Raw genomic sequence first — 24,556 nt, forward strand, 5'->3', positions numbered from 1 at the left:
GCCCGTTTCGCGCCTTGAAAGATGATCAGAATGATCCGCCCGTCCTGAAGTCGCCGTCCCCAAACGACCCTCCGGTCCCGAAACCATCCGGGGGCGGGATCGGCAACCCTCCGCCAAAGCCCGAGTCCCATGGGCTGGGCCCATGGTGGAAGCCATCACGTAAAACCTGCCCCAGTATCGCACCTCCAACAGCGCCGGTCAGGATACCTCCAAGCACGTTTCCGAGCGATGCCTCATTGCCGAACGTCCCGTAAGGCGTGTCGTAGCCTTGATGCCTTAGTTGCTCCCATTGTTGTTCGACTGTCGCGCGGCGCTGAGCAAGCTCCTTGAGCTTCTTGTGAGTCTCGACTGCCTGGCGAAGCGCTGAATTCATCAACTTATCTGTAGACTGAATGCGGCGCACGATCTCCTCGTCCTTGGGGGTAGGCGTGCGAGTAGCCTCCTCGTAGAGTCTGTGCAGGTCTTCGCGCTGGTCGGCGGCTGCCAGCAGCTCGACCGCATCACGGTAGGGGGCGTCCCCCTCGAGGATCGATGCGTCATAAGTTCGGTCCTGAGCAGCGAGAGCCTCGCGCGCCTTGGCGAGCTGGGCTTCGCGGTGCGTGACGACATCGCGTGCCTTTGCGACTTCAGCTTCAGCGGCCTCGGAACCTGCCTCCACGAGCGCCTTGCGTTCCAAGACCTTCAGGTTGGATCGTTCCTCCTGCAGCTTCGCGATAATCGTCCTGGAGTGGTCCCGCAGCCGCTCAGGGATTTCGTTGAGAAGGGCGTAATTGGCCCGAGCCTGGTCAAACCGGACTACGCCGCTCACCAGCCGGTCCATGTAGCGGGTGAACGGGTTCGCTCGGTAGGCGGCGGTCCCGAACTTCCGACGCCACAGGTACATGAACAGAGGATCGGCTTCGTAGGGACGGCGCTTCTCCTCGCGGTCGGCTTCCGCCTGTATGGCCTTCTTCTCGGCTTGCTGGGCTTGTCCGGCGATCTCGTCAACTCGCGCCCGCACAGAAATCCACTCGGCGTTGGTGCTGATCTTGGCCTCGACGCTCTTACGAATCGTCTCCGCGTCAGCCAAGGCCCGTTGCAGATCATCCAAGGCGGCTTGCCGCTCGGACTCCGCTTGCCGCACCTGTTGCTCGGCTTCGTGCCGCCGCTCGGTCAATTGCTGCAAGGCTTGCTGACGGCTTTGTAGCAGGCTGATGGCCTCGCGCTCCGCGCTATCCAGTTCGCCGACGACTTGGTTCTGTCTGATTGCGTCGAGCTTCAGCCGTGCGAGCTCGCGGAACGCTTCCGTGCGTTGCAGGCGGAGGCGGCCCACTTCTTCAGTGGCCTTCGTATAGGCTCGCTCAACCTGCGCCTCCTGCTGGCGAGCCTTCTGAATGAACCGTTCGATCTCGGCAAGCGCCTGTCTTCCGGATATCATGGCCTTACCATTGCGTGATCGCCCCGCCAAGAACCGGCAACTTGTAATCCACCTCGAGCTGGCCGCGGTGCTTCTCGCCGAGACTGCTTTGCTGCACGATCCCGTCGTCGTTCTTGTCTCGCTGCACTTGCATGGCCGTCGCCTCGCTCACACGCACGCCCCATTTCGAGACCTCTACGGTGCGGCCGTCCTCTTCGCTCGTCACGGGCAGCTTCAGAACACGCCCGTCGGGCGTGACCGGTTCAACGATCAAATAATAGTTGCGGCTGGTCGGATTGCGTTGCGGGATGCGCCAGACACCAGTCGCCTCGCCTGGTCGTGAAACGATGCGCAGAACATATTCGCGGCGCAGCTCCGTGCGCAGCACGTCGAGATCGTTGACAGCCTGCCGTGCGCCGTCGGCATCGCCGCGGGCAATGGCGGCCTTTCCGTCCGCAAGAAGGCTATCGGCCCTCTCCCGCGCTGCTGGCACCTTCGCCTCCCGCAGAAGGTCCTCATACTTCTGCTCCAAGGCCGCCGGCAGCTTCTCGGCCAGATCGACCCTGGTCCGCTCCGCTTGGGCCTGCTCCTGCGCTGCCCGTCGTTGTGCGGGCTCGACTACGCCGAAATGGTAGGCGCCCCAGCCGAACGCCAGCAGCGCCAGCAAAGACAGTACACGGCGACCGATGCTACCACGATTGACCCAGGCGTGCGCGATCGTGCGGGCGAAGCTGGCAGGAGGCGGAGTGTAGACGAAGCGCTGTTCCTTGAGGGCCTGCACCCCCTCGACCAGGATCCGGTCAGGCACTTCGATACCTTGTCCGCGATAGATCTCGCGCAATCGCTTAAGGAGCTGGGCGTCCCGCTGCTCTTCGCCCAGCTCTCGACTGACGAGATTCTCCTGGTGGCGCAGCGTGTCGACGACGTCCATCGCGAGCATCACGTCATTGAGGCTCGACGGAGCCTTCGATGGCTCCTGCCCGATCGATGCAGCTTGATCAGCCATTGGCCGGCAATGCCTGTCCTTCCGCTACGAGACGAGCGATGCGGCGCTTGCCCTCCTCGACAGCGTCACGGATCTCAGCCGAGTTCCGGGTCGCAAGTTGTCGCATTTCCCCAATGATTTCCTGGGAGCGCTCCTGAAATGTGATCACGGAGTCGACGAGCTTCTTGACCGCATCTGCGCGGATCGTCGGGCCATAGCCCGCCCTGATCGCCGCTTCTCCGACCTGATCGCCAATTTCGGCGAGCACTTCGAGACTGCGGGACACGCCCTCCTTCATTTCATTCAGGGTCTGTGTCGACTCATTGAGGCCGAACATGCCCGTGAACGAGGCTTTCAGAGCCGTGAAGACGGAATCGTTGGTCGAGAAGAAGGTTACGGCTTGCGCGTAGACGCGCTCCTTGGCGTTGGTCATCTGCATCAGCCGCGCCATGACGACCTCAGAGGTGTTGTAGCCAATCGTCAGGTTGTCCGAGAGGTCCTTGGCGATCTGGTAGCGTTTCTCCTCGTCCTGGGTGCGCCGAAGTTGCTCGTCCCGGGCAAGTTCGAGCCGCGCGCGTTCAGAGACCTCCTGTCCTGTGAAGTTGGCCACGGCATCGGACGCCTTCTGCAACTCGGCTTGAGCGCCCTCCAGCCTCTGCTCGGCGATCTTGAGCACCTCCAACGCCATGACCTCGGCATGTTTGAGCGCGCCGCGGAAGTCGCGGTAGGCGTCGAGGATGACTTGCTCGCGCTGGATCTGGTCCTTCGTTGAGCGTGTGACGTCCAGATAAACTTGCCTGATCTCATCGAAGCGATCGGCCACATCTCCGCGAGACAGCTTCATCCAGACGTTGTTGATGCGTTCGAAAAGATCGATCTTCTGGTCTTCCAGCTGGTCGACCATTTTCTTGGTGTCGTCGCGAATGGAGTTGAAGGATTCGGTGATCTGACGGTAACGTTCGCCGATCTCCATCGCCTGAACCTGCTCGCGGACGACCTCGTTGAAGACGCTGGTCTGGCCCAGAGTGCGAGCGATGATGACGATCCGATCCTCATCGAGAGTGGTAATTTTCTCCAGCAACCCGGCAATTGGAGCCTCTATGGCCTGGGGCGGCGCAATTCCGATTGCCTGCAAAGCCCGGGTCGCTCTGTCAAGGTACTGCATGGGCGACGTTGCTACGACGTCAGACATTGGCGCCTCGCTTGGAGTTCTTTGATAGGGTTCCTGAACGCTCTCCTGGAATCGACGCTTACGGCACGGAAAGCGCCTCCCTGAAGAATTGCATCCCAATTGCGTGCCGGTCGTCTTGGTTCCAATGGGCCGCCTGACAGCTGTGGCGCCATCGTGGAACGATGCGTTCGCCGCGCCCCACGAAGGCTCTCGTGGCTCACTCGTCAACAACGCCGCCAACGATCAGCGTCAGGTTCTCGCCGAGGTGACGCCGGCCGAGTTCGACTGGATGATCGGCGTCAATCTCAAGCACGTCTTCTTCGCGGCGCAAGCGGTGGTGCCGCAGATGCAGGCGCACGGCGGCGGCTCGATCATCAACATGTCGTCGATCGCCTGGATGCGCGGCGCGCCGGCGCTGCCGGTCTACGCCGCGGCGAACGCGGCGATCGTCGGCTTCACCAACTCGCTGGCGCGGTCGGTCGGTCCCGACCGCATTCGCGTCAACGCGATCGCGCCGGGCATGGTCATCACCGAGCGCCAGCGCCGGCTATGGTATCCGGACGATCGGGTCATCGCCGAGATACGCTCGCGCCAGGCGGTGCCCGATGCGGTAACGCCCGAAGACATTGCCAATATGGCACTGTTCCTCGCCTCCGACGAAAGCCAGCGCATCACCAGCCAGTGTTTCAGGGTCGATGGCGGACTCGCCTAGGCTTGGTGCGCATAAGACCGTTCGAGTGCCCTTTGCTTAGTCCTACGTGACGTTCGACAATAGTGGTTGGAACTAGGAAACCTTGGGAGGTTCGCGCGTTTAGGGGCCGGAGCAAGCCGTGGAGGAGAAGCATGCGAACAGCAATTCTCGCATTGATTGTAGTTGCCGGAAGCGCAATGACCTTCCAAGCAACGGCCCAACAGCAAAAGGCCGCACCCAGTGAGCAAACCAAGGAGGAGATGAAGCGCGACGTGGACCGGGAGCTCAAGGCCGGCCAGCCCAACGAGCAGATGCAGCGCGATGCGGACAAAGGGATCAAGACCCGCAACTCCGGAGAGTCCGGATACGTGGCCGATCAAGACAAGCCGGCCGCTTCGGCGCATCCTCCGGGCCGGCCGGGAAGTGAGCAGACCACCGGTTCGGGTGGCCAGACCGGAACTCCGAAATAGAACACTCGGCGTTCGCTGCGTCTACGGCGAGTTGCGCGGACACCGGAAGTGGCCAGTTCACGGGCCGCATGCGGTCCTGGGTTAGCGTGTCGTCCGCTTGGTTGCCGCCCAAATGTCCTCCCGGGGTCAGTATGTCGCGCTCAGCGAGACCCCGGCGGCAAGTGGCGGCCGTCATAGGGCACACAAGCGCCGGTTGAGGCCAAGACGGTCCCCCGCGTTCTGTCCACCGCCGATAGACGACATCCCAACTGCCTCAAATGATCGGGCTAAGGGTCACGAGGCGACATGGAGCGGGATGTTACTCTATGAACAGCAGTCCCCTCTTCTTACCGCCGTCAAACGTATTTACAGCGTCGAACAGCCGCTTCCGTTCGACTAGCCACGGCTGGAAATCGAAATTGACATCGAGCACGAAAACGAGGTCTTCGGCTTCGAAATAGCCCCCGATTGGGGAATGGTGTCCACTACCAGCACCAAAAATATGCGCGCGATCGAAATTCACGATGTAGCGTCGTCGCGGATCGTTGGAGCGACGGAGATGCTCCAGAAACTGGTTTTCGCTGAGATCGCGCAAGACCGTAACTTTCCGGCTGGTGTTGGACTGGGCGACGTTGGCCAGTTCATCAAGCGTGAGCCCCATGATGCATACGCCTGTCCAGCAACTCCACGTCCCGGCCAGCACCTTGCCTTCCGTCCTTGCCGCCTCGCCAAGGGACCGATACGCATTTGCAACAGCGGCGGGTCCGCAGCGAGAGCCATTTGACTGCCAATCAACGTGTCGTTCAAATGTTGCTGCCACGGGCAGGTGCCACGCACGCTCAATAAGCTCCGGAGTACGTGTGACCGATGACGCTATGGCCTCTGATGGCACGTGCGATTGATTGACCACCAGGGCCCCGGCACACACCAGACTCAGGGCAATCACCAAGCTGCTGATGCTTACGCGGTGCCATCGCTTCATGGATCGGAACCTTGGCGGCAATGACGACTTAGGCGCGCAAAATTATACTGGGAAGCCGGAGAGCGCGAAGGTCCGCGTTCGTCCGGGCTGAAAATGCGAGCGTAATCTCCGACAGGACGACCCGAGTTCTTCTTTGGATCGAAGAGAAAAGCGACAGCCAATCGGACCCTTTCCGCGGCACCCCCGAGACGTATCAGCGTCGAGATCCCAGTGCTAGACTTCCTGCTCCTACCGATTAGGAGGACGAACATGCCCGATAGCGTCTACAAGGTCATTGAACTGGTCGGTACCAGCAGCGACTCATGGGAGAAGGCGGCCGCTAACGCAGTCGAGCAAGCTGCTAAATCTCTCCGAGATCTTCGCATTGCAGAGGTCGTCAAGCTCGACATGCAACTGGATGACCAGGGAAAAGTTGAGGCCTATCGCGCCAAGCTCAACGTATCGTTCAAGTTCGAGGGCTCCTGAGCCTCAGCACCTCGCCCCTTCGGGCGAGGACGGCTCATTGGACAGGCGCGTTGCGGTCCGCCAGCCGGACGCTGTGGCCCATCCCGGAAGTTGGCACTAGTCCGAGCGGGACCGAAGTGCTTTGATGCGCAGGAGCGTATGGCGCGTGGTGCCCCCATGTACATGGTCATTCGCAAGTACAGCAAGGTTCGTTCGGTCGCGGACGCCGCTCGTCGCGCCAAGAGCGGCGTTGGTGAGATCCTAAGACAATCGCAGGGATTCAAATCTTACCATGTGCTGGATGCGGGCGACGGTGTCGGTATCGCGGTGATGATATTTGACGACCGCGAAAGCGCCAACGCAGCGAACGCCAAGATACTGGCATTTGTTCAAGCCAGTCTACCCGACCTCGAACTTGGAGTTCCTGAAATCGCTGCCGGCGAGGTTTTGGTAAACATAGAGCCTAATGGATCCTCGGGGATCAAGTAGTCTAGAGTGCTGCCTGTTGCAGGGGCCTGCCGCCCGCTGATCATGCAGTCTACCCAACCCGCATCGCGTTTGCGGCGGTCGCGCCCCGGCACCGGCATATGCCGGCCAAGAATCTGGCGACTGCGCCCATTTTTCGAGGAGCACAATGCCATGAAGCAACACACCTCCGAAGCATTTTCCACCACAGCCAGGAAACTGCTCATACGGATGCGCATCGTGATGCCACCCAGGGATCCCGATGAAGACGAGGAGGACGAAGACGAGGATGAGGAAGATGATGCCGACGAACCGGCGGTCGTGCGCGAGCCGGACGAAGACTAGACTAGCCGGTGTCTGGCAGGCGGCGTTATACTATCTCTCATGGGCTGGGATGCGAAAGACATAGCGCTTCTCAAAAGGCTCTGGTCCGCGGGACAGAGCGCGGCGCAGATTGCGCGCCATCTCGGCTGCAGTCGTAACGCGGTATGCGGTATGCTGAACCGTCTGGGCCTGAAGCGCGGCCACAAGCCGCCCACAGCGCAGCCCCAGATAAGGCCGGCCCCGAAGCTGAGGCCGTCGTCGGCCTCCTGCGCCCGTCCCATCGCGCGGAGGGTGTCGCCGAGTACAGCAGAGAGGGAGCTGCCAAAGGAATTCAGCCGGCAGCAGCTTTACGCCATTCTGGCTGAGGCGGTCAGAAACACTGGTTAAGAGCTCGCCACGAACCTCCTTGCCCTCCCGTCCATGTCAGGCCCGCCTCGACGGTTCGGAGGTTCATGAGTACGCGCCTTAGCTCGTTCGCCCGCTCTTCCGCCCGCGAGACAAGAAAACAGGGCCCACCTCACACGCATGCGTTGAGGGAACCGGGTTTTAGCTCGCGTTGTTTCGGCTCGGGGTCGTCACAGCCACGTCGCTATAGAGAAGCCCTGTATACGGAAGTATAGTCGCCAAAGGCATATTCCCGATCGATCTTGACCGACTCCGGGGGGATGCGATCCGGCACGAGAAATCTGTCGATTGATCCATCACGCGTAAGCAAGAGATGATCATGCAACATGCGATTGAAGTGCCCTCGGTCGCGCTCGACTCGAATGAATGCAAGCGCCCCGAGGAGGCGCTGCGCGAGAGCGAGGAGCGCTTTCGCACGCTGGTGCAATTCTCCTTCGACGTGTACTGGGAAACGGACGCGGAGCATCGCTTCATCCGCCAGGAGTTCGCCGAGACGCTTCCCGAGCCGCCGGTCTCCGAGATCGGCAGGACTCGATGGGAGGTCCCGTATCTAGAGCCTGACGCAGATGGCTGGCGCAAGCACCGGGAGATACTCGACGCTCACCTCCCGTTTCGCGATTTCGAGCTCGCGCGGCCGATGCCCGACGGCGGCAAGCGCTATATTTCCGTCTCTGGGCTGCCCATCTTTGACAAGACAGGGAACTTCGTAGGTTACCGAGGTGTGGGGCGCCACATCACGGAGCGCAAGCGCGCCGAACAGGCGCTGATCGAGAGCGAGGCCCGCTTCCGTACCTTCGTGGACCACGCGACCGATACGTTCATGCTGCACAGTGAAGATGGTCGCGTTCTCGATGTGAATCGGAATGCCTGCGAAAGTCTCGGCTACAGCCGGACCGAACTGGTTGGGGCAACTGCGGCCTTGTTCGATCTGGAGATGGATGAGGCGACTTGGCGTCGCAACCGCGAGCGTCTCAAGGCCGGCGGCATCGCTACGCTCGAGAGGCGCTATTGCCGAAAGGATGGCACTGTGTTTCCCGTCGAAGTTCGTATGCGGGAATTCTGCGAACACGGCCAGTCACGAATCATTTGTCTGAGCCGCGACATCACCGAACGCAAGCGAACCGCCGAGACGTTCCGAGAGATGCAGGCTGAACTAACACACGCCAATCGCGCGGCGGCAATGGGCCAGGTCACGGCGTCGGTGACACACGAATTAAGCCAACCAATCACCGCGGTGCTCTGCAACGCAGAGGCCGCACTGAACTGGCTAGGAACACAATCTCCGAATTTCGAAAAGGCACAGCAGGCGCTCGCATCCATTGTCGCAGAAGCCAAGCGAGGCGGCGAGATCATCAGTTGGATCCGTTCCTTGATCAAGAAAGCTCCGGCGCCGAAGGAGAGCGTCGATGTCAATGGTGCAATCCTGGACGTGATCACCATAGCCCGTAGCGAGCTGCTCAAACATGATGTCTCGATCCAGACCGATCTCGTTCCGGGCTTGCCGCTCGTGAAGGGCTATCGCGTTCAGCTGCAACAGGTGGTTCTCAATTTGATCCTCAATGCGATCGACGCAATGAACTGTGTCGACCTTGGCGGACGAGAGCTGCGGATCAGCACGGCTGCAGATGCTTCAAATCGCGTTGTTGTCGCCGTACGGGATACCGGACCTGGGCTTGACGTCGCAATCGTTGACCGCCTGTTCGAGCCCTTCTACACCACCAAGCCGGACGGGACCGGCATGGGCTTGTCGATTTGCCAATCGATCATCGAGGCGCACGGAGGACGACTTTGGACTGGTGCGAATGAACCACGGGGGGCCGTGTTTCACTTTAGTCTGCCTTCGCAACAGGGGTGATCCACGTCGCTTTAGCGTAACTCACGCCTTCGCCGTTGCGTTTCCTGGCGTCGGTCTTTGAAGGGCCGCTCACGCTTTGGACGGGGCGGCTCAAGCAGACTTTTATGAAACACCCTAGCTCGTTCGCCGGCCCTGGCGCATCGTTGCGAGCACGATGTCGGCGGCGAGCACGCTCGGCGATTTGTTGCCGGTCGACATGATCTGATCGAGCCTGGCGAAGGCCTCGACCTGCTGCCGGCGCAGCGGAGACTCCGTCAGCACGTCCCGAAGCGCCGGCGCCAGCTTCCCCGGCGTGCATTCCTCCTGCAAATACTCGGGAATGACATCCTTGCCGATCACGAGATTGGCAAGGATCACCGAGGAGACACGGATCGCGCGTCGCAGGATGAACGCCTCGATCGCGCCGACGCGATAGGCCGTCACCATCGGAATGCCCGCCAGAGCGAGCTCGAGCGTCACCGTGCCGGATTTCGCCAGCGCGGCGTGAGCGATGCGGAAAGCCGCACGCCGCTCGTTCTCGCCGATCACGATCTGAGGCTTGACCGGCCAGCTCGCGATGCCTTCGCGGATGGTGGCTTCGAGATGCGGCATGGTCGGCAGCATCAGTTCGAACGCACAGCCCTCACCCCTTAAGCGGCCGAGCGTTGCGCCGAACACGTCGAGATGATGCCTGACCTCGCTGCGGCGGCTGCCGGGCAGCACCAGCAGCACCGGCGGCTCACTGTCGCGGCGCGTCTGCTCCTCCGCACTCGGCCGCAGCGAGCCCAATTGCTCGATCAGGGGATGGCCGACATAGCTGCAGGGCGGCCCGCCGAGCTTGCGGTATTCCTCGGGCTCGAACGGCAGCAGGCCGAGCACGTGGTCGACATAACCGAGCATGGTCCGCGCCCGTCCCGGCCGCCATGCCCAGAGCTGCGGCGAGACGTAATCGACGATCGGGATCGCGGGATTGCGCGCGCGAACGCGGCGGGCGACGCGGTGGGTGAAGTCGGGGCTGTCGATGATGACGAGCACGTCGGGCGCGGCCTCGGTCACTGCGTCGGCGGTCTGCCGGATCAGCCGCAGGATCTTCGGCAATTGCTGCACCACCGCGGCAAACCCGACGATCGAGAGCTCCTCGATCGGAAACAGCGATTCCAGGCCCTCGCGCGCCATGGTGCGGCCGCCGACGCCAACGAACTGCACGCCGTCGCCGAGGCGCTGGCGCAGCACCTTCATCAAGGCGCTGCCGAGCCTGTCGCCGGATTCCTCCGTCGCGATCAGGAAGATCTTGCGCTTGGGATCACGCGACATCACGCGGGCAGGCCGATGACGAAGAGATATTTGGCATCGGCAAGCGCGATCATCGCCTGCGGCTCGGCGGCGATGGTGTTGCCCGCGATGACGGCGATGCCGGCAAGGCCGGCGGCCGCGACGCCCTCGATGGTGCGCGGGCCGATCGTCGGCAGGTCGAAGCGCAGGTCCTGGCCGCTCTTCGGCGCCTTCACCAGCACGCCGCGTCCGGTAGCGGCGCGGATGCGGCCCTCCTCGCGCAGCCGCGCGACGCGGGCGAGCAGCGCGTCGGTGCCCTCGATATCCTCGACCGCCACCACGTGGCCATCGATCACGACCACGGCCTGGCCGATGTCGAACGGGCCGAGTGCGGTCAGCACGGCCCGGCCGCGCGCGATGTCGGCCTTGCTGGCATCGCTCGGCCAGGCGCGGCTGATGCAGCCCTCCGGCATCAAGAGATCCGGCGCGACGTCCTTGATGCCGACCATCCGGAAGCCGTCCTGCTCGAGGATGCGGCCGACACCCGACAGCAGATGATCGTCGCCGCCGCGGAAGGCGCGAATGACGTTGCCGAGCAGGCGCAGCGTCGTGAAGTCGAACCGGATCTCGGACAGCGAAGGCCGCACCAACGTGCCGATGAAGATCAGGTCGCGGCAGCCCTCCTCGCGGAACAGCCGCATCGCGCGTCCGAGCTGGCCGACCGAGATCCAGCGATGCCGGTACTTCTCCACCCGCTGGGGATCGCAGGCCCCGCGCAGCGGAAACAGCACCGGCGTGATGCCGTGCGCGGCGAGCGACTCGGCGACCGCGAACGGCATGGCGCCGCCGCCGGCGACGATGCCGACCGGTGACGAAACCTGCAAAGCCGCCGATGTCGTGCCCGCGGCCATCCCAAGGTCACTCCAAGATCACTTCGCGATGGCGGGAAGACAGAGCGGGCGCTTGCCCTTGCCGATGAAGTCGAGGATTTCGGCGATCGCGGGGTCCTCGCCCGCGAGCGGCCGCGCCGCCTCCAGCCGCTCGGCGAAGGTGCCGGCGCCATGGAATAGCTTCTGGTAGAACGCACGCACGATGGCAAGCCGCTGCTTGGTGAACTTGCGACGCTTCATGCCGATCAGGTTGAGGCCTTCGAGCACGGCATATTGGCCGTTGACGAGACCGAACGGAATGATGTCGTCGCGCACGCCACACACGCCGCCGACCATGACCTGCGGTCCGATGCGGGTGAACTGATGCACGGCGGACAGCCCGCCGATGAAGACGAAGTCGCCGATCTCACAATGGCCGCCGAGCGTTGCCGAGGTCGCGAAGATCACGTCGTTGCCGACATGGCAGTCGTGGCCGACGTGGCTGCAGTTCATGAAATAGCCGCGGTCGCCAACCGAGGTGACGCCCCCGCCAGCGACGGTACCCGCGTTCATGGTGACGGATTCGCGGATGGTGCAGCCCGAGCCGATCCTGAGCTGTGTCAGCTCGCCACGATAGCTGAGCGATTGCGGCGGCGTGCCCAGCGAAGCGAACGGATAGATGGTGCAGCCATCGCCGATCGTGGTTTGCGCCGTGATGTGCACGTGCCCGATCAGCTTGCAGTTCACGCCGATGACGACGTTCGGGCCGATGATGCAATAGGGTCCGATCTCGGTGCCCTCGCCGATCACGGCGCCGTCCGCGATCCGCGCGGTGGGATCAATCTTGCTCATCAAGCCAATCTTACTCGTCAAGAAGGTCGGGTTATGTATTGAAGTCGCTCGGTTTTCGGCTGGTTAGCGCGACTATGCCCGATCTGTCCAGTGACGTATCATCTCGCCGTGTTTCAAGTGCCGGATGAGGCGGCCTTCCCGTCCCGTCGTCAGGTTCATGTGGAGCTTCAACGATCGTGGTCAGGGCCCTGATCCTTCTGCTGGCGCAGCTCGCGGATACTCCGATCGTGTCGGAGGCGGTCGAGACCGGCGAACACCGCCTGGTCGATCTCCAGACATTCGAGTGCCGGGACATCACCCGCAGCACGGTGCTTCAGCGGGTCTGTTACGATCGCGCGCAGCAGGACCTGATCGTCGCGAGCAACGGCGCCTATCACCGCTATTGCGGCGTGACGTCCGACACCGTCGAGCGCCTCCTCGGCGCGCCCTCCATGGGCCAGTTCTTCAACCGGACTATCAGGCGGGAGGCGGCCGGCAGCCGCTACGATTGCACCTGAGCCCAGTGCCGCTCAATCGGTCAACATGGCGCCGACGTCGGCTTCGGCGACGACCTGACCGTTGACCTTTGCATCGCCGTGAAACCACCACATGGTCTTGCGGCGGCCGAGCGAGCGCATGTGATACTCGATCGTATCGCCCGGCAGCACCGGCTTGCGAAACTTGCACTTGTCGATGGTGAGGAAATAGACCGCCCGCGGCTTCTCGGTGCCCTCGACCGACTTGATGCCGATCACGCCCGCGGTCTGCGCCATCGCCTCGATCATCATGACGCCGGGATAGACCGGACGCTCGGGGAAATGCCCCTGGAACGCCGGCTCGTTGAAGGTGACGTTCTTGATGCCGATGCCGCTGTAATCGGCGCGGATGTTGATCACGCGGTCGATCAGCAGCATCGGAAAGCGGTGCGGCAGTGTCTGGAGGATCGCGTTGATGTCCACCAGCTCGAACTTAACAGGTGATTCCGCCGTCATTCCCGTCCCTCGTCCTTCGGATCGGCCTTACTGTCGCGTACCAGCCGCTCCACCGCGATGATCTCCTTGAACCATTGCTTGGTCGGCTTGGCGAAGTGCCCGCCCCAGCGGCCGCCCGGCGGGATGTCGTCCTTGACCGCGCTCATCGCCGTCACCTGCGCCCCGTCGCCGATCTTGAGGTGATTGTTGATGCCAACCTTCGCTCCGAGCGCCACGTTGTCGCCGATGGTCAGGCTGCCGGCGAGGCCGATCTGCGCCGCGAGCAGGCAGTGCCGGCCGATCGTCACATTGTGGCCGATCTGGACCTGATTGTCGATTTTGGTCCCCTCGCCGATCACGGTGTCACGCAAGGACCCCCGGTCGATCGTGGTGTTGGCCCCGACCTCGACGTCGTTCTGAATCAGCACACGCCCGGTCTGCGGCACCTTCAGATGGCCCTCCGGGCCGAAGAAGATGAAGCCGTAGCCGTCCTGGCCGATCGAGCAGCCGGGATGGATCAGCACGTTGTTGCCGATCAGGGCGCACTGGATCGCGGTCCGGGCGCCGACATTGCAATCCCGGCCGATCTTGACGCCGGGACCGATCACCGCCCCGACGCCGATCACGGTGCCGCTGCCGATCTCGACGTCCGGGCCGATCACAGCCAGAGGGTCGACGACCACACCGTCCTCGAGCCGGGCCGTGGGATCGATGATGGCCGATGGCGCGATACCGTCGTTGCCGACCCAGGATTGCGGCCGCAGCGCGTCGGGGTGCCATTCCCGCGCGATCCGGACGAAGGCGCGGAATGGCTGCGCCACCCGCAGCACGGCCACATGTTCGGGCACCTCGGCCTCGAAGCGCGGACTGACTAGACAGGCCCCCGCCTTGGTCGCCCTGAGCTGATCGGCGTATTTGAGGTTGTCGAAGAACGCCAGATGCATCGGGCCCGCTTCGTCGAGCGAAGCAAGGCCCGTGATGACGTGGCCGCCCCTCGCGGGATCGACCAGCTGCGCCTTGGTCAGCGTGGCAATGTCGGCCAACGCTGCGGCAGGCGGCTTTGTGAAGAAGGTCGGCTGCGCCATTCCACCCCGTCGCGGTCCGGCTTCGGCATGAAGCGGTCAGGCCGCATCATGCCTCATGTCTTGGATCGGCACGATCCCTTTCGGAAACCGGCTCCGGGTGATCCGGATCGTGCCGTGCTGATCGAATTAGAACGTGGTGCCGCCGCCGAACCGGAATTCCTGCGTGCGGTCATACCTGCCCTTGCTGAGCGGCACAGCGTAGTCGAAGCGCAGCGGTCCGAACGGCGACTGCCAGATCACGCCGACACCGACCGACGAGCGGACGACCTTGCTGTCGTCATAGACGAGACCGGTGCAGGTCCCCGTGCTCGAGGGATTGATGGTCGACGGGATACAGCCCGGCGCGTTGACTTCGTTGGTGGTGGTCCAGCTCGTCGGCCCCCTGTAGTCGTAGAGGCCGCCGGCGTCGGCATAGACCGCGCCCTTCAGACCCACTTCCTTCGGCAGGAACCAGAACGGCATCTGCAATTCGAACGAAGCACCCCAATACTTGGTGCCGCCGAGCGCATCCTGCGTACCGAACGGATTCAAGTCGCGCGGACCGATGCCGTTCGGGGAAAAGCCGCGGACGAGGTTCGGGCCCATCTGGAAGTGGTCGAGCATGCGCAAATCGGTGCCGATCTTGTTCAGCATGCCGCCTTGCAGGCGGACGAGGCCGACGATGTCGGACACCAGCGGAGTGTAGTACTTCGCGTCGACGACCGACTTCAGGTAGGAGACGTCGCCGCCGACGCCGGCGAAGTCCTGCCGGAAGTCGACGAGCAGACCGTCGGTCGGGTTCTTGTTGTTGTCCAGCGTGTTGTAGGTCAGCGTGTAGCCGAGCGCCGAGGTCAGCGTCTTCCCGCCGGCGAGCTCCTTGCGCACCGGCAGCGAGGCTTCGCCATCGTTGTAGCAGCCGAGGCCATTGGTCGACGACAGATCAATCGGCGGCGTCTGAGACGCGGCGAAGGCTGGGCTGGGGTTGAAGGCAGACGAACCAAGGACGTTGTTACAGTTCGCCAGATACGACGGCAGGGTGATTTCCTGCTGATAGATCGAGTAGCGCACCTGCAGCGAGAGATCTTCACGCAAGGAGAAGCCGAGGCGCGGCGAGAAGCCGAGCGTCTTGGTGCCGTAGGAGATGTAGCTGTTGGACTTCTGCTCACGCTGATAGAGGTCGAGGCCGAGCGCGACGCGGTAGTCGAGCAGGTACGGCTCGACGAACGACAGCGAGTAGCCGCGCGCATACTGGCCATAGGTCACCGCAGCCTTGGCGAACAGGCCGCGACCGAGCAGGTTGCGCTCGGAGATCGAGACTTCGGCCAGCGCGCCGTCGGTGGTGGAGTAACCGCCCGAGACCGAGAAGTCGCCGGTCGACTTTTCTTCCATGTCGACGATCAGGATGACGCGGTCGCTCGACGAGCCCGGCTCGGTCGTGATCTTCACGCTCTTGAAATAGTCGAGGTTCTTCAGGCGCCGCTCGGCACGGTCGACCAGCGCGCGGTTGTAGGCGTCGCCTTCCGAGATGTCGAACTCGCGGCGGATCACGTAGTCGCGCGTGCGGGTGTTGCCGCGCAGGTTGATGCGCTCGATATAGGTGCGCGGGCCCTCGTCGATGTTGAACACGACGGACACGGTGTGCGCTTCGAAGTTGCGGTCGCCGCCGGGCCGGACCACGGCGAAGGCATAGCCGCGGCGAGAGGCTTCGATCTGCATCTCCTCGACCGACTTCTCGACCAATTCGACGTTGTAGAGCGAGCCGACATTGAGACGCGAATAGGCGCGCATCGAGCTCGGATCGAAGTTCGGAATGCTGCTGCGGAAATCCACCGCGCCGACACGGTATTGCTGACCTTCCTCGATCTTGAAGGTGACGTTGAAGCCCTTCTTCTCCGGATCGTACTCGGTGAGCGCCGCGACGACCTGCACGTCGGCGAAGCCGTTCTTGAGGTAGAATCGGCGGATCAGGTCGCGATCGGCTTCGACGCGGTCGGGATCGTAGACGTCACCGCTGCCGAGGAAGCTCAGCAGATTCGTCTCGCGCGTCTTGATCACGTCGCGGAGGCGGTAGGACGAGAAGGCATTGTTGCCGACGAACTCGATCGACCGGACGCCGGTCTTGACGCCCTCCTCGACCGTGAAGATCAGGTCGACGCGGTTGTTGGGCTGCTCGATGATCTCGGGCGTGACGCGCACGTCGTAGCGGCCGGAGCGGCGATAGATTTCGGCGATACGGAGCGTGTCCGACTGCACCATGGCGCGGGAGAAGGTGCCGCGGGCCTTGGACTGGACTTCAGCGGTGAGCTGCTCGTCCTTGATCTTCTTGTTGCCCTCGAAGGCGATGCGGCCGATCACCGGGTTTTCCACCACGGAGACGATGAGCTGGCCGCCGGAACCGCGGTTGATCCTGACGTCCTGGAACAGGCCGGTCTCGATCAACGCCTTGAGGCCGTCGTCGATGGCGGCCTGATCCAGCCGGCCGCCGGGACCCGGCTTGAAATAGGAGCGGATCGTTTCCACCTCGACGCGGCGATTCCCTTCGACGGAAATCGACTGAACGGTCTGAGCGAGCGCAGACGAAGACACGAAAACAGCCCCAACTGGGGCAACCACCGGCGCGCCGAACAAGATCAGGGTCGCGAGCAAGCCCCCCCGGAGTCGCAGTCCAAACTTCATCGCGCAACGCGCCCTTATCATTCCCTGCCAGACCCAACCCCAACGCCGGTCCGGAGATTCCCCAAGTTCAGGCCGCTTGTAGCCAATTTCGCCGACGCCGCAAACGGCCGAAAGCGCCGTAATTCCAATTTCATTCCAAGACGTTGCTCAACAGCAACGCCACAAAAAAGCCCCTATCAGGAAGCTGCCATCCGCAGGATGTCGTTGTAGGTCGCAAACACCATCAACATCAGCACCAGGCCAAGCCCGATTCGGAACCCCATTTCCTGGGTCCGCTCGGACAAAGGCCGGCCCCGGACCACCTCGGCCGCATAGAACATCAGGTGGCCGCCATCGAGCAGCGGGATCGGGAACAGGTTCAAAAGGCCGATCGACACCGACAGCACCGCGCAGAGATTGATCACGAACTGGAACCCGGCGCTGGCCGCCTGCCCCGACATTTTCGCGATTCCCAGGACGCCGCTGACCTCGTTCGGATTGCCCTGGCCGGCGAACAGCGAGCCCAGGAACTTGAAGGTGCTGGTGATGATGAACCAGACCTGCTCGACGCCGATCTTGAGCGCTTCACCTACGCCGACCGGGGTGGTCGAGGCCTCCCCGGCCTGCGACTTATGCTCGATGCCGAGAACGCCGAGACGATGGCTGTTGCCGAAGGGGTCCTTGCGCTCCAGCAGCGCCGGGGTCGCGGTCAGCGAGACGACGGCGCCGTCACGCTTCACCTGGAAGGTAAGAGCCGAACCGGCGTTCATCGCAACGATTCGCTGCATGTCGGCAAAGCTCTCGATGGGCTTGCCGTCGATCTGGATGACGACGTCGCCCACCTTGAAGCCGGCGGCAGCGGCCGCGCCGTTGGCGACGACGCCGTCGACCCGGGCGATCGTGCTCGGCTTGCCGTAATAGAGCGCCATTCCGGCGAAGATCAGCGCGCCCAGGATGAAATTGGCGATTGGTCCGGCCGCGACGATCGCCGCCCGGGGACCGACCTTCTTGTGGTGGAAGCTGCCGGCGCGCTCCTCGGCCGACATAGCCGCCAGCGTCTGGGCCGACGGGGTCGAGGCCTCGCTCTCGTCGCCGAAGAACTTGACGTAGCCGCCGAGCGGGATCGCCGAGATCTTCCAGCGGGTGCCACGGCGGTCGTTGAAGCCGACCAGCTCGGGGCCGAAGCCGAGCGAAAAGGTTAACACGCGTACGCCCGCCCAGCGCGCGACTAGGAAATGGCCGAGCTCGTGGAAGAACACGACAATGGTCAGGACGAACAGGAAGGGAACCGCGTAGCCGAGGAGCCCATGGCTCAACGTATTGAAACTATGGACGAAAAAGTCGATCATCGAATTCCCTCACCCAGCGCCGCAAGGCCCTGGTTCCGAACCAACTAGGATGCCTTTAAGGCAATTTGAGGCAATAGGGCGGCAGCCCTATTTCGCGCAACATGGTCAACAGAGATTGCATCGTCTGCGGAGGTCAGGGGCGCCTGGTTGCCGCCTTTGATCCAATCCTCGAGGGTCGCCTCGACCAGCCGGGCAATCGCACCGAACCGGATCTTGCCGCCGATGAAGGCGGCCACCGCGACCTCGTTGGCGGCATTGTAGACCGTGGTCGCGCCCTTCCCGGTCCGGAGCGATTCGTAGGCCAGCCGCAGTCCGGGGAAGCGCTCGAAGTCCGGCGCTTCGAAGGTCAGCTGGCCGATCTTGGCAAGGTCGAGCTTCGCCGCCGGGCCCTTGATTCGATCGGGCCAGCCGAGGCAATGGGCGATCGGCGTCCTCATGTCGGGCGCACCGAGCTGGGCCACCACCGAGCGGTCGGAAAACTCGACCATGCCGTGGATGATCGACTGCGGATGAACCAGCACGTCGATCTCGTCCGGCGAGAGCGCGAACAGATAGGACGCCTCGATCACCTCGAGCCCCTTGTTCATCATGGAGGCCGAATCGATCGTGATCTTCTGGCCCATGCTCCAGTTCGGATGCTTCAGGGCCTGCTCGAGCGTCGCCTGCTCGATGTCTGAGGGCTTCCAGGTCCGGAACGGGCCGCCGGAGGCGGTGATGATGACGCGGACGAGCTCGTCGCGATTGCCTGAGCTCAGCGCCTGAAACAGCGCGTTGTGCTCGGAATCGGCCGGCAGGATGCAGGCGCCGGCTTTTGCCGCGCGCTGCATGAAGAAGTCGCCGGCGCAGACCAGGCACTCTTTGTTGGCGAGCGCGACATGCGCGCCGCGATCGACCGCGGCCAGCGCCGGCTTCAGCCCGGCAGCGCCGCTGACCGCCGCCATCACCCAGTCGGCCGGACGCGCGCCGGCTTCGATCACCGCGCTTTCGCCGGCGCCGCATTCGGTGCTGGTGCCCGCGAGCGCAGCCTTGAGCTCGGCGAGCTTGGAGGTGTCGGCGATCGCGACATAGCGTGCGTTGAATTCCTTGGCGAGCTTGGCGAGCGCTGCGACATTGCCGTTCGCCGTCAGCGCCTCGACACGGTAGCGCTCGGGCGAGGCGCGCAAGAGATCCATCGTGCTGTCGCCGATCGAGCCGGTGGCACCGAGGACCGTGACGCTGCGAATGTCGGACGCAGCAAGCCTGTTGTTACGCAAGGGAACGGCGCTCATATCCTCACCAAACCATAAGACCGCTTCCGGCGCTATGCACACCATGGCGGAAAAAGCCGATAAACCAGGCCGCCAGGATGGCGGCGACAAAACCGTCCAGGCGGTCCATAAGCCCGCCATGGCCGGGAATTAAGTGACTGGAATCCTTGACACCGAAGCGCCGCTTCACGGCGGATTCGAAGAGATCGCCGAGCTGCGACACCACCGACAGGACGGCGCTGACGAGCAGCAGCGGAACCAGCTTTCCGATCCCGCAGGCGGCGAAGCCGGCCGCGACCGCAAGGCTCGCCGCAAAGCCGCCGAGCGCGCCGGCCCAGGTCTTTTTCGGGCTCACACGCGGCCATAATTTCGGGCCGCCGATGCTGCGTCCGGCGAAATAGCCGCCGATGTCGGTCGCCCACACCACGAGCAGCACGAACATCAGTGCGGAGAAGCCGTTGACGAGATCCTTGCGCACCAGGATCGAGGCCAGCAGCGCCGCCGCCGCATAGGCAAACCCGCTCGCCGCCCACAAGAACTTGCCCCGCGCGATCAGCGTCACGATGGCACCGCCGATGAGGCCGGTGACGACGGAGGTCTTGAGCGCGCCGAAAGCGACGGAGGCTCCCATCATGGCGATCACGACCGTCCCTGCCCCGGTCAGCGCGGCCGATGCTGCGCCCACCACCATCAGCCATTCCGCGAACAGCCCGATCGAGACCAGGGTGACGAGAAGCGCCCACAACCAGCCGCCGGCATAGGCGATCGCGATTGCCAGCGGCGCCAGCACCAGCGCTGCGAGGACCCGCATCACCAGATTGCTCGGGGCAGGCTTGGCGCCCGCCGATGCAGGATCGGGTTCGTTCACGAGGCGGTCTTCGCAACCAGGCCGCCGAAACGGCGCTCGCGCCTGGCAAATTCGGCGATCGCGCTTTCCAGCGCCGCCTTGTCGAAGTCGGGCCAATGGATCGGCACGAACACGAGCTCGCTATAGGCGGCCTGCCACATCAGAAAGTTGGACAGGCGCTGCTCGCCGCTGGTGCGGATGATGAGATCGGGGTCCGGAATGTCGGGCGCGTCGAGATGCGCGCCAAGCGTCTCGGCGTCGATCGTGGCAGGATCCCGCCTGCCCTCCGCGACCTCGTGGGCCAGCTTCTGCGCCGCCTTCGCGATCTCCTGCCGCGAACCGTAGTTGAAGGCGACGACCAGCGTCAGGCGCGTGTTGTCGCGCGTCAGCTCCTCGGCCTCGTTCAGCAAGGCGCAGATGTCGCTCTCGAGCCCCTCGCGCTCGCCGATGATGCGGACCTTGACGCCGTCGCGATGCAGGCTCGCCAGGTCGTTGCGGATGAAGCGCCGCAGCAAGCCGAACAGGTCGCCGATCTCGCTCGCCGGGCGCGACCAGTTCTCCGAAGAGAACGAGAAGATGGTGAGATAGCGGATGCCGAGCTCGTGCGAGGCACGCACCACGCGGCGCAGCGCGTCGACGCCGCGGCGATGCCCTTCCGCCCGCGGCAGACCGCGCGCGGCCGCCCAACGCCCGTTGCCGTCCATGATGATGGCGACATGTGCAGGCGCCTCGGACCTGTCGGGTCCTTCCGTTGCGGGCGCGGCGGCGTTGGACATGAAGGCGGTGCCTTAAACGGTGAGGATTTCTTTTTCCTTGGCGGCCAGCAACTGGTCGATCTCGGCGATGGTGCCGTCGGTCGCCTTCTGCACCTCGTCGGCGTGACGCTTCTGGTCGTCCTCCGACATCTCGTGATTCTTCTCGAGCTTCTTGAGCACGTCGAGCCCGTCGCGGCGGACATGGCGCGCGGCGACCTTGGCGGCTTCGGCATATTTGTGCGCGACCTTCACCAGCTCCTTGCGGCGCTCCTCGTTGAGCTCGGGAATGCGCAGGCGCAGCACCTGGCCCTCGGTCGCGGGCGACAGGCCGAGATTGGAATCGACGATCGCCTTCTCGACGGCCTTGACCATCGACTTGTCCCAGACCTGCACCGAGATCAGCCGCGGCTCCGGCACGCTGACGGTGGCGAGCTGATTGAGCGGCATGTGACTGCCATAAGCCTCGACCTGCACCGGATCGAGCATCGAGGCGGAGGCGCGTCCCGTGCGCAGGCCGCCGAGCTCGTGCTTGAGCGAGGCGACGGCGCCCTGCATGCGGCGCTTCACTTCGTTGAGATCGAAATTACCCGTGGCCATCACGTTTCTCCTTCAAAATCCCGGCGACCGCTCCGCACCGTCCTTTCGGCGCGTCAGATGAGCCGTCAGCCGGCGACGATGGTTCCGTGGCCGACGCCACGCAGAATCGCGCCGATCGAGCCCGGCTCCGCGATCGAGAATACGATGATAGGCAGCGACGTCTCGCGGGCAAGCGCGAAGGCGGTCGCATCCATCACCTTGTAACCGCCCTCGATCGCCTGCGAATGCGTCAGGCGGTCGAACCGCGTCGCGGTCGGATCCTGCTTCGGATCGGCCGAGTAGACCCCGTCGACATTCGTCGCCTTCAGGACCGCCTGCGCGCCGATCTCGGCGGCCCGCAGCACCGCGGTCGTGTCGGTGGTGAAGAACGGGTTGCCGGTCCCGCCGCCGAGCAGCACGATCCGGCCTTCGGCCAGGTATTTGTGTGCCGCGGTGCGGGTGAACAGCTCGGAAATCTCGGGCATGACGAAGGCCGACAGCGTCCGGGCCGGCGTTCCCTTGCGCTCGATCGCCGCTTCCAGCGCGAGGCAATTCATCATGGTGGCGAGCATGCCCATGGTGTCGCCGGTGGTGCGCGACACCCCGCGGGATGAGACCTCGACGCCGCGGACCATGTTGCCGCCGCCGATCACGACCGCGACCTCGGTACCGAGCTTGCGGGCGGCGATCAGATCGTCCGCAACCCGGTCGATGGTCGGCTGATCGATGCCAAAGCCTTGCTGTCCCGCGAGATACTCGCCGGACAGCTTGATCACGACGCGACGATAGACCGGATCAGTCATGAGCACTTTCCTTGTCGGGCGCCGCTTCCGGCGGCACGCCGGAAGGAACTTCCGGCGCTTACTTCTTGCCGCTGGCCGCGGCGACCTCGGCCGCGAAGTCGCTTTCCTGCTTCTCGATTCCCTCGCCGAGAGCATAGCGCACAAAGCCCGCGATTTTCACAGCGCCGCCGACCTTGCCCTCGGCCTCCTTCACCGCCTGCGCCACCGACTTGCCGCTGTCGTGGATGAAGGCCTGCTCGAGCAGGCAGACTTCCTTGTAGTAGGTCTTGAGGCCGGACTCGACGATCTTCTCGATCACGTTCTCGGGCTTGCCCTGCTGACGGTACTTGTCGGCCAGCACGTCCTTCTCGCGCTTGACCACGGCCGGATCGAGGCCGGACGGATCGAGCGCCAGCGGGTTGGCAGCCGCAACGTGCATCGCGATCTGACGGCCGAGCGCTGCGAGCTCATCGGCCTTGCCCGGCGATTCCAGCGCCACGATCACGCCCATCTTGCCGGCGCCGTCAATGACGGCACCGTGGACGTAGTGCGAGACCACGCCCTGGCTCACCTCGAGCTGGGCGGCGCGGCGCAGCGTCATGTTCTCGCCGATGGTGGCGATCGCATCATTGATGGCGGTTTCGATCGTGACGTCGCCGACCTTGGCGGCCTTGATCTTCTCGACGTCGGCACCGACGTCGAACGCGACCTGGGCGATCATCTTGACGAGGCCCTGGAACTGGCCGTTGCGCGCAACGAAGTCGGTCTCGGAGTTGACCTCGACCACGACGCCCTTGGTGCCCTTGGTGAGCGCGCCGATCAGACCCTCGGCCGCGACGCGGCCCGACTTCTTGGCGGCCTTGGACAGGCCCTTCTTGCGCAGCCAGTCCTGCGCCGCTTCCATGTTGCCGTCGTTTTCGGTGAGCGCGGCCTTGCAGTCCATCATGCCCGCGCCGGTCGATTCGCGCAGGTCCTTGACCATCGCAGCTGTGATCGTTGCCATCGTTGAAAATCCTTTGTGCCTGCCGGTTTGCCGCGGCGCGGCATCGAATCGCCCCGCCGCGGTCCATCTCAGGAATTCGCGTCAACTGAAATGGTGGCCGGACCCTATCCGGCCAACCCATCGCTCTTTTTGACTATTCCGCTTCCGCGGTCAGCGCCTTGGCCTTGGCCACCCAGGCATCCGCGCGGCTCGGCAGACCGACTTCCTCGCCGATCGTATGCGCGGTGTCGTGGTCGAGCTCGGCGAGCTGCCAATAGTGGAAGATGCCGAGATCGTTGAACTTCTTCTCGATCGCACCCGACACGCCCGGGAGCTTCTTGAGGTCGTCGGCAGTGCCGCGAGGACCCGCAAGGCCCTGGAAGCCGCTCGAGGACGCCGCCGGCAGCTCTTCGGCGACCGGCTGGGCCGAAGCGCCGATGTCGATGCCCGAATCGCCCTGCGCGCGCGAGATGCCGTCGATCGCCGCACGCGCGACGAGATCGCAGTACAGCGAGATGGCGCGGCCGGCGTCGTCATTGCCCGGCACCACATAGGTGATGCCCTTCGGGTCCGAATTGGTGTCGACGATCGCAGCGACCGGGATGTTGAGCCGCTGGGCTTCCTGGATCGCGATGTCTTCCTTGTTGGTGTCGATCACGAAGATCAGGTCGGGCAGACCGCCCATGTCCTTGATGCCGCCGAGCGAGCGGTCGAGCTTGTCGCGCTCGCGCTGCAGCGTCAGGCGCTCCTTCTTCGTGTAGGAATTGGCTTCGCCGCCCGAGAGCACGTCGTCGAGGTGACGCAGGCGCTTGATCGAGGCCGAGATCGTCTTCCAGTTGGTCAGCGTACCGCCGAGCCAGCGCGAATTGACGAAATACTGCGCGCAGCGCTTGGCCGCGTCGGCAACGCCGTCCTGCGCCTGGCGCTTGGTGCCGACGAACAGGATGCGGCCGCCCTTGGCCACTGTGTCGCTGACGGCCTGGAGGGCCTGGTGCAGCATCGGCACGGTCTGGGCGAGGTCGACGATGTGGATGTTGTTGCGGGTGCCGAAAATGAACGGAGCCATTTTCGGATTCCAGCGGTGAGACTGGTGACCAAAGTGCACGCCAGCTTCGAGCAGCTGACGCATAGTGAAATCGGGCAGTGCCATGGTTCTAATTCTCCGGTTGGTTCCTCCGGAAACGTGTGAGCAAAACGGAGCGTTCTCGCC

At 63.7% G+C, this 24,556-nt stretch carries 25 protein-coding genes and 1 pseudogene; 8 read left to right on the top strand and 18 right to left on the bottom strand.

The window, feature by feature from the left end; translation table 11 throughout:
* Window positions 1-25 precede the first annotated feature (25 nt).
* Genes ACVWYQ_RS05960 through ACVWYQ_RS05970 form a run of 3 tightly spaced genes read right to left on the bottom strand, consistent with a single transcriptional unit; the run spans window position 26 to window position 3,573 of the window.
* The gene (locus ACVWYQ_RS05960; RefSeq protein WP_456725507.1) at window positions 26-1,417 is read right to left on the bottom strand and encodes a hypothetical protein; all 1,392 of its coding nucleotides are present in this window, start codon (window positions 1,415-1,417) and stop codon (window positions 26-28) included.
* A 4-nt stretch (window positions 1,418-1,421) separates the two neighbouring features.
* Window positions 1,422-2,402: a DUF6384 family protein gene (locus tag ACVWYQ_RS05965; RefSeq protein ID WP_271537696.1), complete on the bottom strand. Its 981-nt coding sequence runs from the start codon at window positions 2,400-2,402 to the stop codon at window positions 1,422-1,424.
* Window positions 2,395-3,573, bottom strand: a complete 1,179-nt coding sequence (locus ACVWYQ_RS05970; protein WP_157283605.1) for a cell surface protein — start codon at window positions 3,571-3,573, stop codon at window positions 2,395-2,397. Before ACVWYQ_RS05970 ends, ACVWYQ_RS05965 begins: the two co-directional genes overlap by 8 nt.
* 184 nt (window positions 3,574-3,757) lie before the next feature.
* Here ACVWYQ_RS05970 and ACVWYQ_RS05975 point away from each other — a divergent pair.
* Window positions 3,758-4,264, top strand: a pseudogene (locus ACVWYQ_RS05975) (SDR family NAD(P)-dependent oxidoreductase); the annotation flags it as partial.
* Between the two features lie 131 nt (window positions 4,265-4,395).
* A complete protein-coding gene (locus ACVWYQ_RS05980; RefSeq protein WP_157785238.1) occupies window positions 4,396-4,713 on the top strand; it encodes a hypothetical protein in 318 nt (105 codons plus the stop codon).
* A 298-nt stretch (window positions 4,714-5,011) separates the two neighbouring features.
* Here ACVWYQ_RS05980 and ACVWYQ_RS05985 read toward each other — a convergent pair whose 3' ends face one another.
* Window positions 5,012-5,674 carry a phytochelatin synthase family protein gene (locus ACVWYQ_RS05985; RefSeq protein ID WP_271537693.1) on the bottom strand — a complete coding sequence of 221 codons (663 nt, stop codon included), beginning with the start codon at window positions 5,672-5,674 and terminating at the stop codon, window positions 5,012-5,014.
* A gap of 249 nt (window positions 5,675-5,923) precedes the next feature.
* Between ACVWYQ_RS05985 and ACVWYQ_RS05990 the strand changes: the two genes are divergently transcribed.
* The 5 genes from ACVWYQ_RS05990 to ACVWYQ_RS06010 all read left to right on the top strand — a co-directional run bounded on the left by ACVWYQ_RS05990 (window position 5,924) and on the right by ACVWYQ_RS06010 (window position 9,167).
* Window positions 5,924-6,139 carry a dodecin family protein gene (locus ACVWYQ_RS05990; protein WP_036010047.1) on the top strand — a complete coding sequence of 72 codons (216 nt, stop codon included), beginning with the start codon at window positions 5,924-5,926 and terminating at the stop codon, window positions 6,137-6,139.
* Window positions 6,140-6,295: 156 nt separating this feature from the next.
* Entirely contained in the window at window positions 6,296-6,607 is a 312-nt protein-coding gene (locus tag ACVWYQ_RS05995; RefSeq protein ID WP_036009997.1) for a hypothetical protein, read from the top strand.
* A 150-nt stretch (window positions 6,608-6,757) separates the two neighbouring features.
* Window positions 6,758-6,928, top strand: a complete 171-nt coding sequence (locus ACVWYQ_RS06000; RefSeq protein WP_193760664.1) for a hypothetical protein — start codon at window positions 6,758-6,760, stop codon at window positions 6,926-6,928.
* 39 nt (window positions 6,929-6,967) lie between these two features.
* Window positions 6,968-7,294 (top strand): GcrA family cell cycle regulator, encoded by a 327-nt coding sequence (locus tag ACVWYQ_RS06005; protein WP_271537688.1) that lies wholly within the window; start codon window positions 6,968-6,970, stop codon window positions 7,292-7,294.
* 337 nt (window positions 7,295-7,631) lie between these two features.
* The gene (locus tag ACVWYQ_RS06010; RefSeq protein ID WP_456725508.1) at window positions 7,632-9,167 is read left to right on the top strand and encodes a PAS domain-containing sensor histidine kinase; all 1,536 of its coding nucleotides are present in this window, start codon (window positions 7,632-7,634) and stop codon (window positions 9,165-9,167) included.
* A 114-nt stretch (window positions 9,168-9,281) separates the two neighbouring features.
* On the opposite strand, the gene lpxB is transcribed toward ACVWYQ_RS06010, so the two are convergent.
* The 3 genes from lpxB to lpxA are packed head-to-tail and all read right to left on the bottom strand — an operon-like array spanning window position 9,282 to window position 12,139.
* Complete coding sequence (lpxB, locus tag ACVWYQ_RS06015) at window positions 9,282-10,460, bottom strand: lipid-A-disaccharide synthase (protein WP_271537682.1); 1,179 nt, start codon at window positions 10,458-10,460, stop codon at window positions 9,282-9,284.
* A complete protein-coding gene (locus tag ACVWYQ_RS06020) occupies window positions 10,460-11,329 on the bottom strand; it encodes an LpxI family protein (protein WP_157283600.1) in 870 nt (289 codons plus the stop codon). The genes lpxB and ACVWYQ_RS06020 overlap by 1 nt, the downstream gene beginning before the upstream one ends.
* Window positions 11,330-11,347: 18 nt before the next feature.
* A complete protein-coding gene (gene lpxA / locus ACVWYQ_RS06025; protein ID WP_271537679.1) occupies window positions 11,348-12,139 on the bottom strand; it encodes an acyl-ACP--UDP-N-acetylglucosamine O-acyltransferase in 792 nt (263 codons plus the stop codon).
* Between the two features lie 176 nt (window positions 12,140-12,315).
* Here lpxA and ACVWYQ_RS06030 point away from each other — a divergent pair, with 176 nt between their 5' ends.
* On the top strand, window positions 12,316-12,636 hold the full coding sequence (locus tag ACVWYQ_RS06030) for a KTSC domain-containing protein (protein WP_404540898.1): 321 nt from the start codon (window positions 12,316-12,318) through the stop codon (window positions 12,634-12,636).
* A gap of 12 nt (window positions 12,637-12,648) precedes the next feature.
* On the opposite strand, the gene fabZ is transcribed toward ACVWYQ_RS06030, so the two are convergent.
* The 11 genes from fabZ to ACVWYQ_RS06085 form a co-directional block, all read right to left on the bottom strand.
* Window positions 12,649-13,110, bottom strand: coding sequence for a 3-hydroxyacyl-ACP dehydratase FabZ (fabZ, locus tag ACVWYQ_RS06035; protein WP_036010015.1), 462 nt, complete (start codon window positions 13,108-13,110; stop codon window positions 12,649-12,651).
* Window positions 13,107-14,174 (bottom strand): UDP-3-O-(3-hydroxymyristoyl)glucosamine N-acyltransferase, encoded by a 1,068-nt coding sequence (gene lpxD, locus ACVWYQ_RS06040; RefSeq protein WP_271537674.1) that lies wholly within the window; start codon window positions 14,172-14,174, stop codon window positions 13,107-13,109. The genes fabZ and lpxD overlap by 4 nt, the downstream gene beginning before the upstream one ends.
* Window positions 14,175-14,300: 126 nt before the next feature.
* Window positions 14,301-16,829 carry an outer membrane protein assembly factor BamA gene (bamA, locus tag ACVWYQ_RS06045; RefSeq protein WP_271537672.1) on the bottom strand — a complete coding sequence of 843 codons (2,529 nt, stop codon included), beginning with the start codon at window positions 16,827-16,829 and terminating at the stop codon, window positions 14,301-14,303.
* Window positions 16,830-17,005: 176 nt separating this feature from the next.
* Complete coding sequence (gene rseP, locus ACVWYQ_RS06050) at window positions 17,006-18,157, bottom strand: RIP metalloprotease RseP (protein WP_157283596.1); 1,152 nt, start codon at window positions 18,155-18,157, stop codon at window positions 17,006-17,008.
* Between the two features lie 44 nt (window positions 18,158-18,201).
* Window positions 18,202-19,425, bottom strand: a complete 1,224-nt coding sequence (gene dxr / locus ACVWYQ_RS06055) for a 1-deoxy-D-xylulose-5-phosphate reductoisomerase (RefSeq protein WP_225125195.1) — start codon at window positions 19,423-19,425, stop codon at window positions 18,202-18,204.
* Between the two features lie 4 nt (window positions 19,426-19,429).
* Window positions 19,430-20,272 carry a phosphatidate cytidylyltransferase gene (locus ACVWYQ_RS06060; RefSeq protein ID WP_271537667.1) on the bottom strand — a complete coding sequence of 281 codons (843 nt, stop codon included), beginning with the start codon at window positions 20,270-20,272 and terminating at the stop codon, window positions 19,430-19,432.
* Window positions 20,269-21,027, bottom strand: a complete 759-nt coding sequence (locus ACVWYQ_RS06065; protein ID WP_157283594.1) for an isoprenyl transferase — start codon at window positions 21,025-21,027, stop codon at window positions 20,269-20,271. Before ACVWYQ_RS06065 ends, ACVWYQ_RS06060 begins: the two co-directional genes overlap by 4 nt.
* A gap of 12 nt (window positions 21,028-21,039) precedes the next feature.
* Window positions 21,040-21,603 (bottom strand): ribosome recycling factor, encoded by a 564-nt coding sequence (gene frr, locus ACVWYQ_RS06070; protein ID WP_025036556.1) that lies wholly within the window; start codon window positions 21,601-21,603, stop codon window positions 21,040-21,042.
* Between the two features lie 65 nt (window positions 21,604-21,668).
* The gene (gene pyrH, locus ACVWYQ_RS06075; protein ID WP_157283593.1) at window positions 21,669-22,385 is read right to left on the bottom strand and encodes a UMP kinase; all 717 of its coding nucleotides are present in this window, start codon (window positions 22,383-22,385) and stop codon (window positions 21,669-21,671) included.
* A 58-nt stretch (window positions 22,386-22,443) separates the two neighbouring features.
* Window positions 22,444-23,367 carry a translation elongation factor Ts gene (gene tsf / locus ACVWYQ_RS06080; protein ID WP_157283592.1) on the bottom strand — a complete coding sequence of 308 codons (924 nt, stop codon included), beginning with the start codon at window positions 23,365-23,367 and terminating at the stop codon, window positions 22,444-22,446.
* A 133-nt stretch (window positions 23,368-23,500) separates the two neighbouring features.
* Window positions 23,501-24,496: a 30S ribosomal protein S2 gene (locus ACVWYQ_RS06085; protein WP_157283591.1), complete on the bottom strand. Its 996-nt coding sequence runs from the start codon at window positions 24,494-24,496 to the stop codon at window positions 23,501-23,503.
* Between the last annotated feature and the right edge of the window lie 60 nt (window positions 24,497-24,556).

The sequence above is a fragment of the Bradyrhizobium sp. USDA 3397 genome (genome assembly GCF_054060965.1).

What these genes read in the sequence shown, in the direction of transcription:
- ACVWYQ_RS05960 (WP_456725507.1), bottom strand. Translation starts at nt 1,417, where the DNA reads ATGATATCCGGAAGACAGGCGCTTGCCGAGATCGAACGGTTCATTCAG.
- ACVWYQ_RS05965 (WP_271537696.1), bottom strand. Translation starts at nt 2,402, where the DNA reads ATGGCTGATCAAGCTGCATCGATCGGGCAGGAGCCATCGAAGGCTCCG.
- ACVWYQ_RS05970 (WP_157283605.1), bottom strand. Translation starts at nt 3,573, where the DNA reads ATGTCTGACGTCGTAGCAACGTCGCCCATGCAGTACCTTGACAGAGCG.
- ACVWYQ_RS05980 (WP_157785238.1), top strand. Translation starts at nt 4,396, where the DNA reads ATGCGAACAGCAATTCTCGCATTGATTGTAGTTGCCGGAAGCGCAATG.
- ACVWYQ_RS05985 (WP_271537693.1), bottom strand. Translation starts at nt 5,674, where the DNA reads ATGAAGCGATGGCACCGCGTAAGCATCAGCAGCTTGGTGATTGCCCTG.
- ACVWYQ_RS05990 (WP_036010047.1), top strand. Translation starts at nt 5,924, where the DNA reads ATGCCCGATAGCGTCTACAAGGTCATTGAACTGGTCGGTACCAGCAGC.
- ACVWYQ_RS05995 (WP_036009997.1), top strand. Translation starts at nt 6,296, where the DNA reads ATGTACATGGTCATTCGCAAGTACAGCAAGGTTCGTTCGGTCGCGGAC.
- ACVWYQ_RS06000 (WP_193760664.1), top strand. Translation starts at nt 6,758, where the DNA reads ATGAAGCAACACACCTCCGAAGCATTTTCCACCACAGCCAGGAAACTG.
- ACVWYQ_RS06005 (WP_271537688.1), top strand. Translation starts at nt 6,968, where the DNA reads ATGGGCTGGGATGCGAAAGACATAGCGCTTCTCAAAAGGCTCTGGTCC.
- ACVWYQ_RS06010 (WP_456725508.1), top strand. Translation starts at nt 7,632, where the DNA reads ATGCAACATGCGATTGAAGTGCCCTCGGTCGCGCTCGACTCGAATGAA.
- lpxB (WP_271537682.1), bottom strand. Translation starts at nt 10,460, where the DNA reads ATGTCGCGTGATCCCAAGCGCAAGATCTTCCTGATCGCGACGGAGGAA.
- ACVWYQ_RS06020 (WP_157283600.1), bottom strand. Translation starts at nt 11,329, where the DNA reads ATGGCCGCGGGCACGACATCGGCGGCTTTGCAGGTTTCGTCACCGGTC.
- lpxA (WP_271537679.1), bottom strand. Translation starts at nt 12,139, where the DNA reads ATGAGCAAGATTGATCCCACCGCGCGGATCGCGGACGGCGCCGTGATC.
- fabZ (WP_036010015.1), bottom strand. Translation starts at nt 13,110, where the DNA reads ATGACGGCGGAATCACCTGTTAAGTTCGAGCTGGTGGACATCAACGCG.
- lpxD (WP_271537674.1), bottom strand. Translation starts at nt 14,174, where the DNA reads ATGGCGCAGCCGACCTTCTTCACAAAGCCGCCTGCCGCAGCGTTGGCC.
- bamA (WP_271537672.1), bottom strand. Translation starts at nt 16,829, where the DNA reads ATGAAGTTTGGACTGCGACTCCGGGGGGGCTTGCTCGCGACCCTGATC.
- rseP (WP_157283596.1), bottom strand. Translation starts at nt 18,157, where the DNA reads ATGATCGACTTTTTCGTCCATAGTTTCAATACGTTGAGCCATGGGCTC.
- dxr (WP_225125195.1), bottom strand. Translation starts at nt 19,425, where the DNA reads ATGAGCGCCGTTCCCTTGCGTAACAACAGGCTTGCTGCGTCCGACATT.
- ACVWYQ_RS06065 (WP_157283594.1), bottom strand. Translation starts at nt 21,027, where the DNA reads ATGTCCAACGCCGCCGCGCCCGCAACGGAAGGACCCGACAGGTCCGAG.
- frr (WP_025036556.1), bottom strand. Translation starts at nt 21,603, where the DNA reads ATGGCCACGGGTAATTTCGATCTCAACGAAGTGAAGCGCCGCATGCAG.
- pyrH (WP_157283593.1), bottom strand. Translation starts at nt 22,385, where the DNA reads ATGACTGATCCGGTCTATCGTCGCGTCGTGATCAAGCTGTCCGGCGAG.
- tsf (WP_157283592.1), bottom strand. Translation starts at nt 23,367, where the DNA reads ATGGCAACGATCACAGCTGCGATGGTCAAGGACCTGCGCGAATCGACC.
- ACVWYQ_RS06085 (WP_157283591.1), bottom strand. Translation starts at nt 24,496, where the DNA reads ATGGCACTGCCCGATTTCACTATGCGTCAGCTGCTCGAAGCTGGCGTG.